Source organism: Microcystis sp. M061S2, from assembly GCF_020245605.1.
In the GTDB taxonomy this organism is placed as follows: Bacteria; Cyanobacteriota; Cyanobacteriia; order Cyanobacteriales; family Microcystaceae; genus Microcystis.
Genome location: NZ_JADBUP010000078.1, coordinates 59,588 through 74,262, shown reverse-complemented (window position 1 = coordinate 74,262; position 14,675 = coordinate 59,588). Strand labels below are relative to the sequence as shown.

Genomic DNA, 14,675 nt, shown 5'->3' with positions numbered 1-14,675 from the left:
TTAAAACCAAAATTTTCGATAAAAAAAATCCCGACCACGATTTTTTCATCGGTGGGGGATATAGATTAACAACCTTAACCGAGATAATCAGGACTAATTGCAATTATCGTCCTTATCACCCTTACAGTCACGGTTTTGTAAACTTAGCGGCCAAGAGGAATGGTCAAAATGGTTATCTTGACTATTAACCGCTAAAGTGTGAGGAATTGAACCTAACAGCAAGGAGACCACGACAAACAAGGTTAACGAGATTTTCATGGCTTTTACTCCCTTAGACACCATCAGGTAATTGACCTATTTTTACCATAGGGTTTTTCCTCTCGGATGTCAGTCCCATTGCCAAGAGGGAAAAAGGGGTTAACATGGAAAAAAAGGGAATATAAGTAGAATAAAGTAGAACCGGATGAAACCACAGGGATGGGACGAGTTTCTCAAACATCTAGCTAGAGAATACGGTGTTCAAGGCAAATTAAAGGAAATTTTTTTAGTTCGTTTTGCCTACGAAAATTGGCGCAAACCGGATGAGGAAATTTGGGAAATGGCCGAGGCCGCCAGCCATGAAACCTATAAAAAACAAATGACTAAAATCTATAGCTATTTCTCGGCAGATAAAGATAATGGTTGTCCCGAACTAGAATTAGGTAGTAAAGGGCCGGGTAAGTTCCAAATCCTCCGGGAATGGTTCAAAGATATCAAATATCCTGAATGGAGAAATCAACCCGTCCCGATACTAGCAGAAAAATCAGTTATAGATAGTTATATTAGCCGCCCTCCCGTCGAAAGCGACTGTTATCAAGAAATTAATCGTCCGGGGTCACTCATTCGCATTAAATCCCCCGAAAAGACTGGTAAAACTTCTCTCCTTAAACATCTGCTCGCTCAGGCAGATAGTTGGGGACACAGCACAGTTTATATTAATTGTCAAGTGGCAGAAAAGGCGATGTTTGCCAGTTTAGACCGATTTTGTCGCTGGTTTTCGGCAAATGTCAGCCGAGAATTGGGTTTAAAGCCGCAATTAGATGAATATTGGGATGAGGAACTATTTGGCAGTTTAATCAGTTGTCAAACCTATTTTCAGTCCTATCTTTTGGAACAGATTAACGGGCCGCTCTTTTTGGCCCTAGATAATTTAGACAGAATTTTCGAGTATCCCGACATCGCTAGGGATTTTCTGCCGCTTTTGCGCTGTTGGCACGAAGAAGCTAATAATTTAGAAATCTGGCAGAATTTGCGGTTAGCGATTGCTAATTCCACGGAAATCTATATTCAATTGGACGCTAATCAATCTCCCTTTAATGTCGGTCGCGCGATTAAATTACCCGGTTTTAGCCTCGAACAACTGGAAAACTTGGCTATTAGCTACGGATTGCCTAAAAATGACGATAATCAGCGTTTTCTTGGCGATTTAATTGCTCTAGTCGCTGGTCATCCCTATCTTAGCCGTTTGGCCCTGGAAGCGCGGGTGCGTGGGGAAAAAAATATTCTCCCTAATGCTGCTACCCAAGGGGGAATTTATGCGGCACACCTGCGTCATCACTGGGATAATCTGCAAAAACAGCCGGAATTATTAACAGCGATGGGGGAAGTGGTTAATTCTTCCGATAAGGGAGCGCGATTAGAACCGATTACTGCCTATAAACTGGAAAGTATGGGTTTAATTCAGTTAAAAGGCGACCTAGCCCAGCCTAGCTGTCAATTATATCAACTTTACTTCCGAGAGGAACAGACCAGCAGCGATCTCTAGTAGATAATTAGACACCGATAAGTATCTGGTGCGCTCAAAGATTGCTTAACTTGCTAAAGATTGTAGTTCGGAAGTGCCATAAACTCTCACGATTTTGTCTTGGCAGGCCGTGGCGATATAATTACCGTCGGGACTAAAACAAACCGAATAGATTTTCTGGGGATGGGGAATAGAAATAATCGCTTTTCCTGCTTTTAAATCCCATAATTTTAAGCTTTTATCATCACCACCACTGGCTAATAGTTGATTATTAGGACTAACACTAACTGAATTGATATGATCACTATGTTCGCTGAGAGTTTTTACCTCTGTACCTCTTTTAATATCCCAGATTTTAATAGTTTTGTCTTTGCTGCCACTGGCTAAAAATTTGTTATTACTGCCGAAATCTACCGATAAAATACCTCCAAACCAATCGGAATGACCTTTTAAGGTAATACTGCTCTTTTCTCCCAGATTCCAAATAATTACCGTTTTGTCATTTTCGCCGCCACCACTGGCTAAAAGTTGACCATTTTGACTAAATTTAACTGTTAGGACTTTATCGCTATGACCTTGTAATGTGGCGTGAATTTCTCCAGTTTTTGCTGACCATATTTTCACCGTTTTATCTTCACTAGCACTAGCAATAATTTCCTTATCGGGATGAACAGCTACTGCTGTAACTTTGTCTTGGTGTCCCGTTAAGGTAGAGATTAGTTCTTTAGTTTCCAGTGACCAAATTCTTACGGTTTGATCATCTCCTCCACTAACCAAAAATCCTTGACAGGGACTAAAAGCAACAGAGTTAACTCCCTTGTCCCACCAACCGGCTTTTTCATGTCCTTGTAAAATAAATTTTTGATTCTTTTGCCAATCCCAAACAATAACAGTTAACTCGTTATCTCCACTAGCCAAAAATTGACCATCTTGGGAAAAAGTTAGACATTTAACCTCACCTTCATGGCCTTCTAAGGATTTAAAAGATACTAAACGATTAAACATAGTGAAAACATTAGTTAGTTAATCAAGATTTTTCGGCATTACCCGATGTTAGTGGTTCTGTAGGGGACTACTTCATCCCTGAGATAACTTTTGAGAAATCTCCGCTCACCATAAGTACGGGGAAGCTATTCTTCTGTAATTATAACTAATTACAGCGTTTCTCGTCAAGGAGATGCAGCTAATCTAAGGATAGCCTATTAAAATAGGTCTTAGCTGATAAGTACCCGTTGACAATCATAGTAATAGGGTGGGTGAGGGGACAATAATTGAAAAAATTGCCCGATAAATTAAGTATTCGCCGTAACCTAGCCCAAAAAGGCTGCTATTCAGGGGCGCTATAGGGTAAGATTAACTATTAGGGTGGAGTTTGTTGCCGATTTTAATCTTGTCCTAAGCGAGCAAAATTGACAATTGAATCTGTAATTTTAAAAATATCTATCCCGTCAATCTCATCTAACCACAAATGCTTAAAATTTTAGTTGATGGTACACCGATAAGACAAAATCCTAGTGGAATTGGATTATATGCTTATCACCTGATTGCCGAATTAGCTAAATTACAAAACCAAGAAAACTTTTCCCTGTCCCTCTGTTTTCAACCATCGGTAAAAAACTGGCTGCGGGGTAATCTTTCTATACCCGAAAAACTGCAATCCTATCCAGAGGTTAAGTGTTTACCAATTCCCGTCAGTCTTAGCAATATTTTAACCCGATTTCCTAATCCTCTAATTCCCTATCTAGAAAACTTTCTTGATTCTCCCGATATTCTCCACGGATTGGATCATGTGGTGTATCCTTGTCGTCAGAGTCGTCAAGTTATGACTATTCATGATGTTACTTTTATGAAATATCCTGAGTTTGTCACGGGGATTGTCAAAACCTACACCCAACGCATTAAAAAATCTCTACAATGGACAGATTTAGTTATTGCTAACTCCGCAAGTACCAAACGAGATATTATTGAATATTTAGATGTGAACCCAGAGAAAATTTTTGTTACTCCCCTCGCAAGTCGTTATTCTTCCCTCCCCAATCCACCCTCATCTCTAACTATCACTAAACCCTATTTACTCTTTGTTAGTACCCTAGAACCACGAAAAAATATTATTAATCTTATCGATGCTTTTAACTATCTCAAGGACAGGTATAAATTAGACCATAATCTGATTCTGATTGGCAAAAAAGGATGGAAGTATCAACCAATTTTCGATAAAATATCTCAGTCTCCCTTTCGAGATAGTATCCAACATCTTGATTATCTTGCTGATGACTTAGTTGCAGATTATTATCAAAAAGCCGATGTTTTTGTTTATCCTTCCTTTTATGAAGGTTTTGGATTACCGGTTTTAGAAGCGATGACTTTAGGTTGTCCTGTCGTAACTGCTAATACTGCATCCTTACCCGAAGTCACGGGAGACTCGGCAATATTAATTAATCCCGATAATCCCCTAGAAATTGCTGCGGCAATCTATCAGGTGATTAGTGATACCTCTCTCCGTCAAGACTTAATCACTAAAGGAAAAAAACAAGCGGCAAAATTCTCTTGGCAAAAAACCGCACAAGCTACTATAAAAGCTTATCTTTCTCTTTTATAATAACTAGCCAATATCTATGAATAGGAATCATCAATTATTAATCAATCTCGCTTTTCTCGGTACTAAATATACTGGATTGACTACCTATACTAAAAATCTCATTCCCCAATTAGCTAACTTAAATCCTACCCTAATCACTTCTAATAGTTACCCAGATTTTAACACCTATCCTGTGTCGGCAAACCTCACCCAAGAGCAGGGAACCAAAGGCAATATTAAGCGCTTAATTTGGACAGAAACCCAACTCTATCAAACCTATCAACAATTAAAGTCTTCCCTGCTATTTACCCCCATTCCCGAAGCACCTATTTATGGAAATTGCCGCTATATTGTCACAGTCCATGATTTAATTCCCCTGCGATTTCCGAAATTTTCTCCCCTAACTTTTTATAATAAATACTATTTACCCCAAGTTCTGAAAAAAGCCACACATATTATCGCTGTTTCCCAAGCAACGGCCGCCGATATTAATAAGTTTTTTAACATACCTCTTGACAAAATAACCGTGATTCTTTCTGGATATGATTCTGATAATTTTCGTCCTCTAAATCTGGCGACTCGTCCCTATTTTCTCTATCTTGGTCGTTATGATCCTCATAAAAATCTCGGTCGTTTAATTACTGCTTTTTCCCAAATCGATTCCGAATATCAATTATTAATTGTCGGTCAATTTGACCCCCGTTTTACGCCGGCTCTACAGCAACAGGTAGAAGCATTATCAATCTCTCAACGAGTGCAATTTTTAAACTATGTTTCCTATGAAGAATTGCCGCAACTTTTAAACCAAGCAACTGCTTTAGTTTATCCCTCCCTTTGGGAAGGTTTCGGATTACCTGTACTAGAAGCGATCGCCTGTGGAACTCCTGTGATTACTTCTAATCTTTCCTCTCTCCCGGAAGTCACAGGAGATGCGGCAATTTTAATTAATCCCTATAGTATTGATGAGATGAGAGAGGCAATGCAGCAAATCGCTACTGATGAACAATTACGTCTTAAATTAAAATCCCTGAGTCGCCGACGCGCCGAACTTTTTAGTTGGGCAAAAACTGGACAAGAAACCGCCACAATTCTGCAAAGTTTTCTCTAAAAATGGTGACAAAAAAACTGATTAATCATTGCCGGATGGGTTAGACGGCAGTAAGCATTAAGTAGTTGGATAAAAGTAAAGTTAACTGTGGGGTAAGGAGTCGGTCGTCAGGAGTCAGTAAGAATTGCGGCAATTTACATTTCTTAAGATAGACAACAGAATTTATGTCCGACTACTTAAAACCGAAGGATAAGCAATCGATCCGTCGTAACCCATCTTCCCAGAATTTATGACAATAACAAAAATTTTACATATTTTTTAGTCTCTTTCATTCTGCAACACCCAATATCAGAACAGGAATATCGATATTAGAAACTCCTCGGCTTTCCAAATCCCAGACAAATTGTTCAAAATAGGATACTCCTGTGGACATTTCATCTGCAAATGATTTTACTGGAACAATTTCTATGCCAACATTAATAACTTTTAGATTCCGAAATATTGTCATTTTTGCACACACATTGTAAACCATAAACGCATATTTACCAAATTGCACCTCAACTCCCACATTGCTTTTGATAAAATCCATTTCACGAAATGCAGCTCTTTGAGATAAATGTTTCTGTATGTATTCAGGCGTATAATATTTAGTTGGGTAATTACAAGGAACTCTATATTTTTCCCACTGTCTTAGCTCAAATTCATCTTTGAAGACATTATTAAGTTCTCGGGGACTGTAAAGCAGTCTGTCTACCATCGTTTTTTCTTGACTACGTTTTGTTTTGCAATCCTCACTATTAATCGCCCTGATAATATCCTTAACTTCTTCTAATTCATTCCTGTATTCACTTTCAATAACTTCTTGACCGTTATTAAATGAATAAATACCAGCGATAATCATTGCTGTTACCTTCCTATATATTATTGTGCCATTCTTCGGGAATTTGAGCGACTTTTTCTTGGCCAGTAGGCTGATGAATAGGTTTTCCTAAAGGACGAATTTTGAGATTTCCTTGCAAATAAGCAGCGATTCTTTCCCTGGCAATTTTCACATATTCTGCTTCTTTTTCACTCCCCATCACTCGACGATTGTGCATAATACTAGCAATCAGAGAAGTTCCAACCCCGGCAAAAGGATCAAAAACCCAATCCCCCTCATTTGTCAAGGCTAAAACACATCTTTCTACTAATTCGATTGGATATTGACAAGGATGGATAGTTTTCTCTGGATGATTAGATTTAACGTTAGGAATATCCCATAGTAACTCATCCCATTCTTGTGCTAAAAACTCCCAAACATCGCTGGGATTTTTTCCTAAAGGATTACCAGAGGGTTTACCGATATTTTTACCTTTAAAATGGCGCTTACCAGGGTATTTAGCGGGGATTCTCACTGGATCAAGATTAAAGGTATATTTATCGGTTTTTGTCAACCATAAAATAGTTTCATACCTGCCAGAAAATCTTTTAGAGGTATGTAATCCATGACCAAAATGCCAGACAATTCTATTTCTTAAAAAGAAACCCATTTGTTTAAATAGCTGATAATAAAAAATATCTAAAGGATAAACTTCTCCCTCTTGAACGAAATTTCCCACCTGCCAGCAAATACTGCCATTATCTTGCAAGATTCTAGAGAATTCTCGCATAATTTTGGTTTGGGTTTCCAGATAAGTATCCAAAGAGATTTTTTTTTCGTAGTCTTTTCCTAAATTGTAGGGAGGAGAAGTAATAATCAAGCTCACAGAATTATCTGGTATAGTCTTGATAAAATTATTGCTATCTCCTTGATAAAGAATTATTTCGGCATCAGGTTGATAAAAGTCTCGCACTGATTTTGACTGAGAAAATAAGGGCAACTGATTCATAGACAATTTAGCAGAGAAGAGCCACTTTTAATTATATAGTTTTCTGGACTAAAAATCCCAAAGATTTCGGGCTGTGTAAACTGGAAGTTTTACCATCTACCACCGCAGTTATTCAGCAAGCACCAAGTATTCTTACTCATAGTACAATGGGGATGCTCCCTATTTTACATCCAATATGCAAGAGAGCCAGTTTTTTCAAACAATTAATGTTATCTGTAGCCAGCAAAGATATAACAAAAATTCTACTTTTTTAGATAAAAATCGGGAAGAAAGTTTTAACTTTTTTCTATTCTTCCCTTAACTCAGATTAGCTCAAACCCGGAACGCACTCGCCTAATTCCACCGTAAAAGGTTGCCAGGGACGAGGATCAATTACTTTTGTCGGTAAGGCATGGGATGTTAATAATTCTTGAAAAGATTCGGGACTACCCTCGGCACTTAACACCGCCATCAATAAACCTTTAAACTCGATATCACCACCGGCAGCCGTAGAAATAATATATTCGGGCTGCAAGCGTTGACAGACTGCTAAGGCGCTTTCTTGTCCTTTGATTACCGGTCCGAGGAAAGGTATTTTTAGGTCAATCAAAGGAGTGATAATCACAGCAATTTTACCCAGAGAATCGAGGCTAGGAGAATGATAACCGTGGGGTTCGTAGTAGATACTCTGATTTGTCGCTAATTCCTTGATAACATAACCATTTTCCACCAGAGTCGGCCCGACTGGAGAACCGGGGACAGCAGTAATTTCGATCGCATTGTCAAAGATATAACTAGAGCCGTGGGTTAAAGAAATGCGATGGGTATAATTGAGCGCTCGAACCACTTTTTCGGCATTGGGAGAGGCCACCACGGGAATTTGACGATCGAGTACCTGTAAAGTAGGAGGATGGGCGTGATCTTCCAAACCTTGGGAGAGAAGAATCAGATCGATATTTTCGGGAATGGCATGATTAGCGGTTTTTTTGCCCTCAAATAGCCAAGTTAAATTACCAAAAGTCAGGGAACCTACCAACCAAGGATCGAGAAGCAGGCGTTTTCCCCCGATTTCGATTAACCAAGAATTACTATCAAGCCAAGTTAACTGCATATAAGCCGAGGAAGAATGGGGATTTTCTTAATTTAATTTAACATTAGCATTAATTTTTTTGAGGAATTATGAATTATGAATTATGAATTATGAATTGGGGAGATGGGGAGCAGGGAGTTGGGAGAATAAAAAAATAATCTCCTATCTCCTGACTCCTGACTCCTGACTCCTGACTCCTATCTCCTGACTCCTGACTCCTGCCGACCGCCTCCTGATTAGTCAAGGCTTAAGAAATAGGGAAAGTTTAGCTATCTTAGGGAAAGTAGGCGCTAAAAGGGGAGGAAGAACGCATCAGCCGAGACTGAATTTCTATGACTAAACGTACCTTCGGTGTTATCGGACTAGCTGTCATGGGAGAAAATCTCGCTCTCAATGTGGAGAGTCGGGGTTTTCCCATCGCTGTTTACAATCGCACCGCCAGCAAAACTAAAGAATTTATGGAAACTCGCGCCGTCGGCAAAGATGTCAAGGCGGCCTATAGTTTAGAAGAATTCGTCCAAATTTTAGAGCGTCCCCGCAAAATTCTGGTCATGGTAAAAGCTGGCCCGCCGGTGGATGCCGTGATTGAACAATTAAAACCCCTTCTCGAAGAAGGAGATATGATTATCGATGGCGGTAACTCCCTCTACGAGGACACGGAAAGACGCACCCGCGACCTAGAATCGACCACTAAACTCGGTTTTGTCGGGATGGGGGTCAGTGGTGGCGAAGAAGGCGCTCTGCACGGTCCTTCCCTGATGCCGGGGGGTACAGAGTTCGCCTATCGGGAATTAGAGCCGATTTTAACCAAAATTGCCGCCCAAGTCGATGATGGTCCCTGTGTCACTTACGTTGGGTCCGGGGGGGCAGGCCATTATGTGAAAATGGTTCACAATGGCATCGAGTACGGCGATATGCAGTTAATTGCGGAAGCCTACGATGTGCTGAAAAATGGTCTAGGACTAAGCAATCAGCAGTTACAGGAAACTTTCGCCGAGTGGAATCGCACCGATGAGCTTAATTCTTATTTAATTGAAATTACCGCCGATATCTTTAAGTATGTTGACCCAGAAACCGGCCATCATCTGGTAGATTTAATCTTGGATTCGGCGGGACAAAAGGGAACCGGACGCTGGACAGTGTTAAGTTCCTTGGAGTTGGGGGTGCCAATTCCGACCATTTATGCTGCGGTTAATGCTCGCGTGATGTCCGCTTATAAGGATGAACGGGTGGCAGCCTCAAAAGAGTTACCCGGACCTGGGGAAACCTATCCGGGGGATGCGGCACTATTTGTGGATAAGGTGCGTGATGCTCTTTACTGCTCGAAAATGTGTTCCTATGCCCAAGGTATGGCTTTAATCGCTAAAGCTTCTCAGGAGTTTAACTATAATATCAGTCTGCCGGAATCAGCCCGTATCTGGAAGGGCGGCTGTATTATTCGCGCCGGTTTCTTGGATAAAATTCGCAAAGCTTTTGCGGAAAATCCGGGCCTGCCGAATTTGTTGTTAGCGCCGGAATTTAAGCAAAGTATCCTCGATCGCCAAGAAGCATGGCGTGAGGTGTTAGTCTTGGCTAATAAGTTGGGAATTCCCGTCCCAGCTTTTAGTTCTTCTTTGGACTATTTTGATAGTTATCGTCGGGCCAATTTACCACAAAATCTCACCCAAGCACAACGGGATTATTTTGGCGCTCATACCTATGAACGTACCGATAAACCCAGAGGTGAGTTTTTTCATACGGAATGGATGACTGAATCCTAAAGCTATCTAATATTTTCTCCCCTTTTTATTTCCAGTAAAAAGGGGAGATTTTTTTGTGATATTTTTCTGATTAAGAGTTAACTATCGGTCAAGAAATTGGTAGTGATAGCAAATCAGTTTTTAATAGGATAATGGCTTTAAAAGTCAGACAGAGGAATAATTCCACAGGCTTGAATTTTGCTGAAAACGAGGTGAAGTTGCCATAATAACCAATTGCCAACTCTCCAGAAAGCCACGGAGTTTTGATGATCAGCAACCTCGGCAGATGGATCACCAAGATTTTCCTCAAAAATCAACCAATGAACCGGTAAATGACCGAGGGGAGAATTCGGCTCTAATTGAAAGTTTAGTTGCTCATAATTGAGCCATTTACCTTCCTTCCGCCAACCTAGGCGATCGCCAAGTTTTTTTCGGGTTTCATAATCGACTAAACCACCGAGACTAGAGAAAATAGCCTGCTGAATACTAAAACCGAAATGACCATGACTATAATGAAGCCAAAGTTGATCAATTTTTTTCAGTTCCGAACAAGGTAATTGAGCAATATCTTGGGGATAAACCTCATTCCAGTAGCTCCTACCCAAAATTTTCAATAGTAGTTTAGTCGTTTGGCGATCAGCCGCTTGCCACTGTTGCTTTCTTAGCAAATCTTGTAATTGATTATAATCAAGATCCGCCGATTCTTGAGTTAAGATATTTGGGAAAGTCTGGGGATTTTTAGAAGTAGAAGATTTGTCAATATTGTTTTGAGTTAATTGAGAAACAATTATTGCCGGGGGAGTTTTTAGGATAGTGTCTTTTTGACAAGCCTCTTGTTCTGCTAAATGATGAGATAATTTATTGATGGTTTTTTCTAGGGAAATAAATTGTGCTGACCATTCACTTTCATTGAATAAGTAATCATTAAATTGATCAGAGGAAAAAGCATCTTTTAACCTTGCTTCTTTCTCGTAACCAGTCGCCAGAAAATTTAGCAAAAACTCAGAATTTATGGCTGAATCTGACGTTTCTAAGAGAGCAGGCTGAGGTGGGAAAATATTATCTACCAAATACTTAATTTCTCCAACTGTTGCATAAAATTCTTCATCCACCTTAATCACTTCTTCTATTAATAATTGAAAAGGAGCAAAATAGTCCTGTAAGTAGTTTTCAAAATTAATCGCATTTTGGGCAAGATCCGCAATTTCTTGGCGAACTCGTTGAGATTTGAGTTGATAATGATTTAATTCCTCATAAATTTTGAGTTCTTGAATAATTGCTTGTACAATTTTTTTCTGCTTTTGAGTATCCTCGGCTAATTTCTGAACTCCTTCCCCTAGTAATTTAGTTTTTCTCAACATCAAAAAAGATGTTTTTCCCAGTAGCAAAATTGCCCGAAAATTTTCCTGTTTTTCCAGCTTGAGTTGATTGAGAATATTTTGATTATTATTATTTTTAATTTCTAACTTTATTCTCTCGTAGTCTAAGATTTTCAATTCTTGATATTTTTGGGAAAATAAAATTTTGAGATTGTCACTGAGTTGGAGTAAAAAACGATAATATCCGTCTTGATAGATTTCTAGTCCATTAATTAATAAATTATAGTCTTTAATTAATAACTGAGTCTCGATCAAGATTTCTTGTTGAGTAATTTTTTCTTTTCGTTTAATAATCTTACCAAAATAGTAATGGTAGCGAACTCCTTCTTGAATTAATTTCCGACGTTCCTTGATGATTTTCTGAAAATTTTTTAAGTATCTATTTTTAAAAACAGGAAGTTGATAGCTTTGCTCATAAATGGCAATTTTTTTATAGGTCATCAGACGTTGAGAGTTCCTATTTAGCATAGCTATCTTAGACCAAAAAATTCCTCAATACTTAGCAATAATCATTCGCTGCTCCCATCTCTTGCAAGAGGGAGCAATACCTAATTAAACATTTTCAACTTCAACAACAACTGGTTCATTTTCAACAACTGGTTCATTTTCAATAACTGGTTCATTTTCAACAACTGGTTCATTTTCAACAACTGGTTCATTTTCAATAACAACTGTTTGAGGACTTTCAGGAGTTGGCTCAGTTACCGTTTCTTGCTGCTTTACTGTCTGTTCTTGATGGTCAGTCAAGTATTTTTTGGTTTTTAATTTCAGGTCATCAGTCAGAGGTAAAGCATCAATTTCAGCTAAAAGTGTTTCCAGGGATTCTTTTTTACTTCGCTCGGCGTAAAAAGCATTCAGAACCGCTTCAATTCCGTACTGAGCAATCGCATCTCCTAGGACAGTAACCAACCCCATCGCTCCAATACCCATAAAAACTACAAAGGGTTGTCCGAGGGTCAGAATTAGCACGATGACAGCAATAACAGCCGAAGCTAAATAAGCACCTGCCACTTTTTTGATAATGTTATCGAGTTCCATAAAAATCACCTCAAATTTCTAGCGAAGGATTAATTTAATTTTAAAGCAAGGTTAATCTGTCTGTTGATCGTCGTCAAGTAAAGCTTGAAGAAAAGGTTCAAGACTTTTGGGACGATAATCGGAAAAAGCCTTTAATCGTTTTACCACACTGTGATGAACAGTGACAACTTTTGTATTGAAATATCGCCATTGCTCACCTCCCAAGGCCGACAATCCTTTAACAGTATTATCGAACTTGATGGTCGGGTCTAGTTTAATTTGGAATTCCTCAGATTCAGAGGTGGTTGAGTCAAACTCTAATCCCAATTTTTTGGCTTGATTAATCATCCATTGTAACGGGTAATCGGAAAGTCCTTGATATTCTTTTTTGCCACCACCTAGACAGGTATGTTCACCCACAAATAAAACTTCTTTGACAACTTGTTCGGGATTTTCTGGATTGGCTTTGATCGGAGTGGAAGGGAAGTTTTTACGTTTTTCATCAATGGCAACAGCATGAAAAGCATTCTGGATAATCGGACTTAATTTTGTATTACTAAATTCATATTTTTTATGATAAAACTTAGCCAGGGGAAACCAAGGAGTTAAATCAGGAATACCAAAATTGCCAACTGTATCCCAACAACCTAACATCTTGACTGGAATACGATCTTGAAAATCTTCCTTTTCTGTCTCAATTTTTTTAGCATTAGCAGCACGGAATTGTTGAGCTTTGGCACTATCGGAACTAACGGTGTGGTCTCGATAGAGTTGATAAGCCAGGGGAATTTCCTTAATCTTAGAGCGTTTTAGGATTCCACATTTATCGATAAAACTAGCCAAACAACGAACGATATATGCGCCTCGACTAAAACCTAACAAATAAATTTCATCCTCGGTTGTGGGATTGTAGTTAAGGACAAGAAAACGATAGGCATCTTGAATCATTCGATCAAGGCCCCAGCCAAAAGTTTCATTCCCTAAACTTTTAATAAATTCGTTATCTTCGGGGGTGCCAGAACCTGACAAAAAGACGATTTGGGGGGTTTGATCCTCGGCAATATACTTAATAGATTCGGCGAATTTAACCACATTGGTGGGGTAAGTACTGGTAGAGTCTTCCCAAGAACCATCACAACAAATAATTAACCGTTTTTTCTGGCTTGAATAAGTGAGGATATCCGGTTGAGAAATTGCAGTTTCAGTAATCTCCTCAATTTTATTGCTGGCAAGAGCAGCTTCTGCGGCAATTATAATTGATTCTGAATTATCTTCCCGGGAAGGTTCTTGATTTTCGGATGGAGCATCCTGTTCAACCACTTCTTCTTCTTCAAGGGAGTTAAAAATTTCGTTGACCATTGTTATCCTTTTCGCACTCCTTCTAGCTTTACTGCTAGTCTGAGTTTTTGATTTAGGGATCGAGGTCGGTTTGGAGGGAAGACTATCTAGTTGCCAGGTTGTCCCATAAAGAATACCATGATTGCTATAACTTGTTTGATCCTCGGCACTGCCATTGAGTGATAAATAAGTAACTAAGCCAAGGTCATCAACTAAGGGAGATTGATACATCGCTTTTTGGATTTCTTCTTGGCTACGCGCTTGATTCCAAACAGAAAGTTCTGCAAGACAACCTTGCCAATAATGAGAGAGATTAACAGAGACTCCCAAGATGATTTTTTCAATCCCCATTAAGGCACGGTTATGACCGTTGCCACGATGCCAAATGATACCATTACGATAGATCAACATTCGGCCTGTGGTCGCATTTTTGACAAAGGCCCAATAAGTCCAATCACTATAATCCTTAAGCTTGACTTTTTTTTCAATTCGATCGAAACCTTCTTCATTTCCCGCATCCCAAAAAATCGCAGGTTTCACGGGATCGCCCCAAGGCAAGGTAATATGTAGAACGCGGTTATTTTCCCGATTAACAGCTTCTAAAAGAGTCGTTTCTGTAGCTAAATTATTTTCCCCTTTTGCCCAAAATGTAATGGTAATACTCTGATCAATATCGAGAAATCCGTGGGATAGATCCATGTGATCATCGATGCCATTAAATTTTAGTACAGAGCGTTGTTCAGCCATTGGTTTTGTCATCGACTGGGGGAAAAAGAGGGAATGCTACCGCCTAGCTTAACACATTTTAGTTATCTAGCGATATATATATAAATAAATGTGTAGGAGTCAACGACTAATATTCCAGGGCCGGCACTTGCTGTGGCCAGAAACTCAGAGGAGTTGACCCCAATCCCTA

General features: G+C 39.3%; 12 protein-coding genes. 4 read left to right on the top strand and 8 right to left on the bottom strand.

Annotated features, from left to right (window positions below; translation table 11 throughout):
• Positions 1-93: 93 nt before the first annotated feature.
• The gene (locus IM475_RS14140) at positions 94-258 is read right to left on the bottom strand and encodes a hypothetical protein (RefSeq protein WP_287658669.1); all 165 of its coding nucleotides are present in this window, start codon (positions 256-258) and stop codon (positions 94-96) included.
• A 145-nt stretch (positions 259-403) separates the two neighbouring features.
• Between IM475_RS14140 and IM475_RS14135 the strand changes: the two genes are divergently transcribed.
• The gene (locus IM475_RS14135) at positions 404-1,744 is read left to right on the top strand and encodes an AAA-like domain-containing protein (RefSeq protein ID WP_287727984.1); all 1,341 of its coding nucleotides are present in this window, start codon (positions 404-406) and stop codon (positions 1,742-1,744) included.
• Positions 1,745-1,789: 45 nt separating this feature from the next.
• Here the strand turns inward: IM475_RS14135 and IM475_RS14130 are convergent, their stop codons facing one another.
• Positions 1,790-2,728: a WD40 repeat domain-containing protein gene (locus IM475_RS14130; protein ID WP_287727983.1), complete on the bottom strand. Its 939-nt coding sequence runs from the start codon at positions 2,726-2,728 to the stop codon at positions 1,790-1,792.
• Positions 2,729-3,191: 463 nt separating this feature from the next.
• On the opposite strand from IM475_RS14130, the gene IM475_RS14125 reads away from it, so the two are divergent.
• Both IM475_RS14125 and IM475_RS14120 read left to right on the top strand, forming a co-directional pair.
• A complete protein-coding gene (locus tag IM475_RS14125; RefSeq protein ID WP_287658674.1) occupies positions 3,192-4,322 on the top strand; it encodes a glycosyltransferase family 4 protein in 1,131 nt (376 codons plus the stop codon).
• Between the two features lie 16 nt (positions 4,323-4,338).
• Positions 4,339-5,409 (top strand): glycosyltransferase family 4 protein, encoded by a 1,071-nt coding sequence (locus IM475_RS14120; protein WP_287727982.1) that lies wholly within the window; start codon positions 4,339-4,341, stop codon positions 5,407-5,409.
• Between the two features lie 268 nt (positions 5,410-5,677).
• Here the strand turns inward: IM475_RS14120 and IM475_RS14115 are convergent, their stop codons facing one another.
• The 3 genes from IM475_RS14115 to IM475_RS14105 all read right to left on the bottom strand — a co-directional run bounded on the left by IM475_RS14115 (position 5,678) and on the right by IM475_RS14105 (position 8,307).
• Positions 5,678-6,250: a BglII/BstYI family type II restriction endonuclease gene (locus tag IM475_RS14115; protein ID WP_104397286.1), complete on the bottom strand. Its 573-nt coding sequence runs from the start codon at positions 6,248-6,250 to the stop codon at positions 5,678-5,680.
• Positions 6,251-6,263: 13 nt separating this feature from the next.
• A complete protein-coding gene (locus IM475_RS14110) occupies positions 6,264-7,217 on the bottom strand; it encodes a DNA-methyltransferase (protein ID WP_024969612.1) in 954 nt (317 codons plus the stop codon).
• Positions 7,218-7,524: 307 nt separating this feature from the next.
• Positions 7,525-8,307, bottom strand: coding sequence for an MBL fold metallo-hydrolase (locus IM475_RS14105; protein WP_287727981.1), 783 nt, complete (start codon positions 8,305-8,307; stop codon positions 7,525-7,527).
• Between the two features lie 311 nt (positions 8,308-8,618).
• On the opposite strand from IM475_RS14105, the gene gnd reads away from it, so the two are divergent.
• Positions 8,619-10,046 (top strand): decarboxylating NADP(+)-dependent phosphogluconate dehydrogenase, encoded by a 1,428-nt coding sequence (gnd, locus tag IM475_RS14100; RefSeq protein WP_016515095.1) that lies wholly within the window; start codon positions 8,619-8,621, stop codon positions 10,044-10,046.
• A gap of 137 nt (positions 10,047-10,183) precedes the next feature.
• Here the strand turns inward: gnd and IM475_RS14095 are convergent, their stop codons facing one another.
• The 3 genes from IM475_RS14095 to IM475_RS14085 all read right to left on the bottom strand — a co-directional run bounded on the left by IM475_RS14095 (position 10,184) and on the right by IM475_RS14085 (position 14,506).
• Positions 10,184-11,845 (bottom strand): GUN4 domain-containing protein, encoded by a 1,662-nt coding sequence (locus tag IM475_RS14095; protein ID WP_287727980.1) that lies wholly within the window; start codon positions 11,843-11,845, stop codon positions 10,184-10,186.
• 111 nt (positions 11,846-11,956) lie between these two features.
• Entirely contained in the window at positions 11,957-12,442 is a 486-nt protein-coding gene (locus tag IM475_RS14090) for a hypothetical protein (protein ID WP_287727979.1), read from the bottom strand.
• 51 nt (positions 12,443-12,493) lie between these two features.
• Complete coding sequence (locus IM475_RS14085) at positions 12,494-14,506, bottom strand: phospholipase effector Tle1 domain-containing protein (RefSeq protein WP_287727978.1); 2,013 nt, start codon at positions 14,504-14,506, stop codon at positions 12,494-12,496.
• Positions 14,507-14,675: the final 169 nt, after the last annotated feature.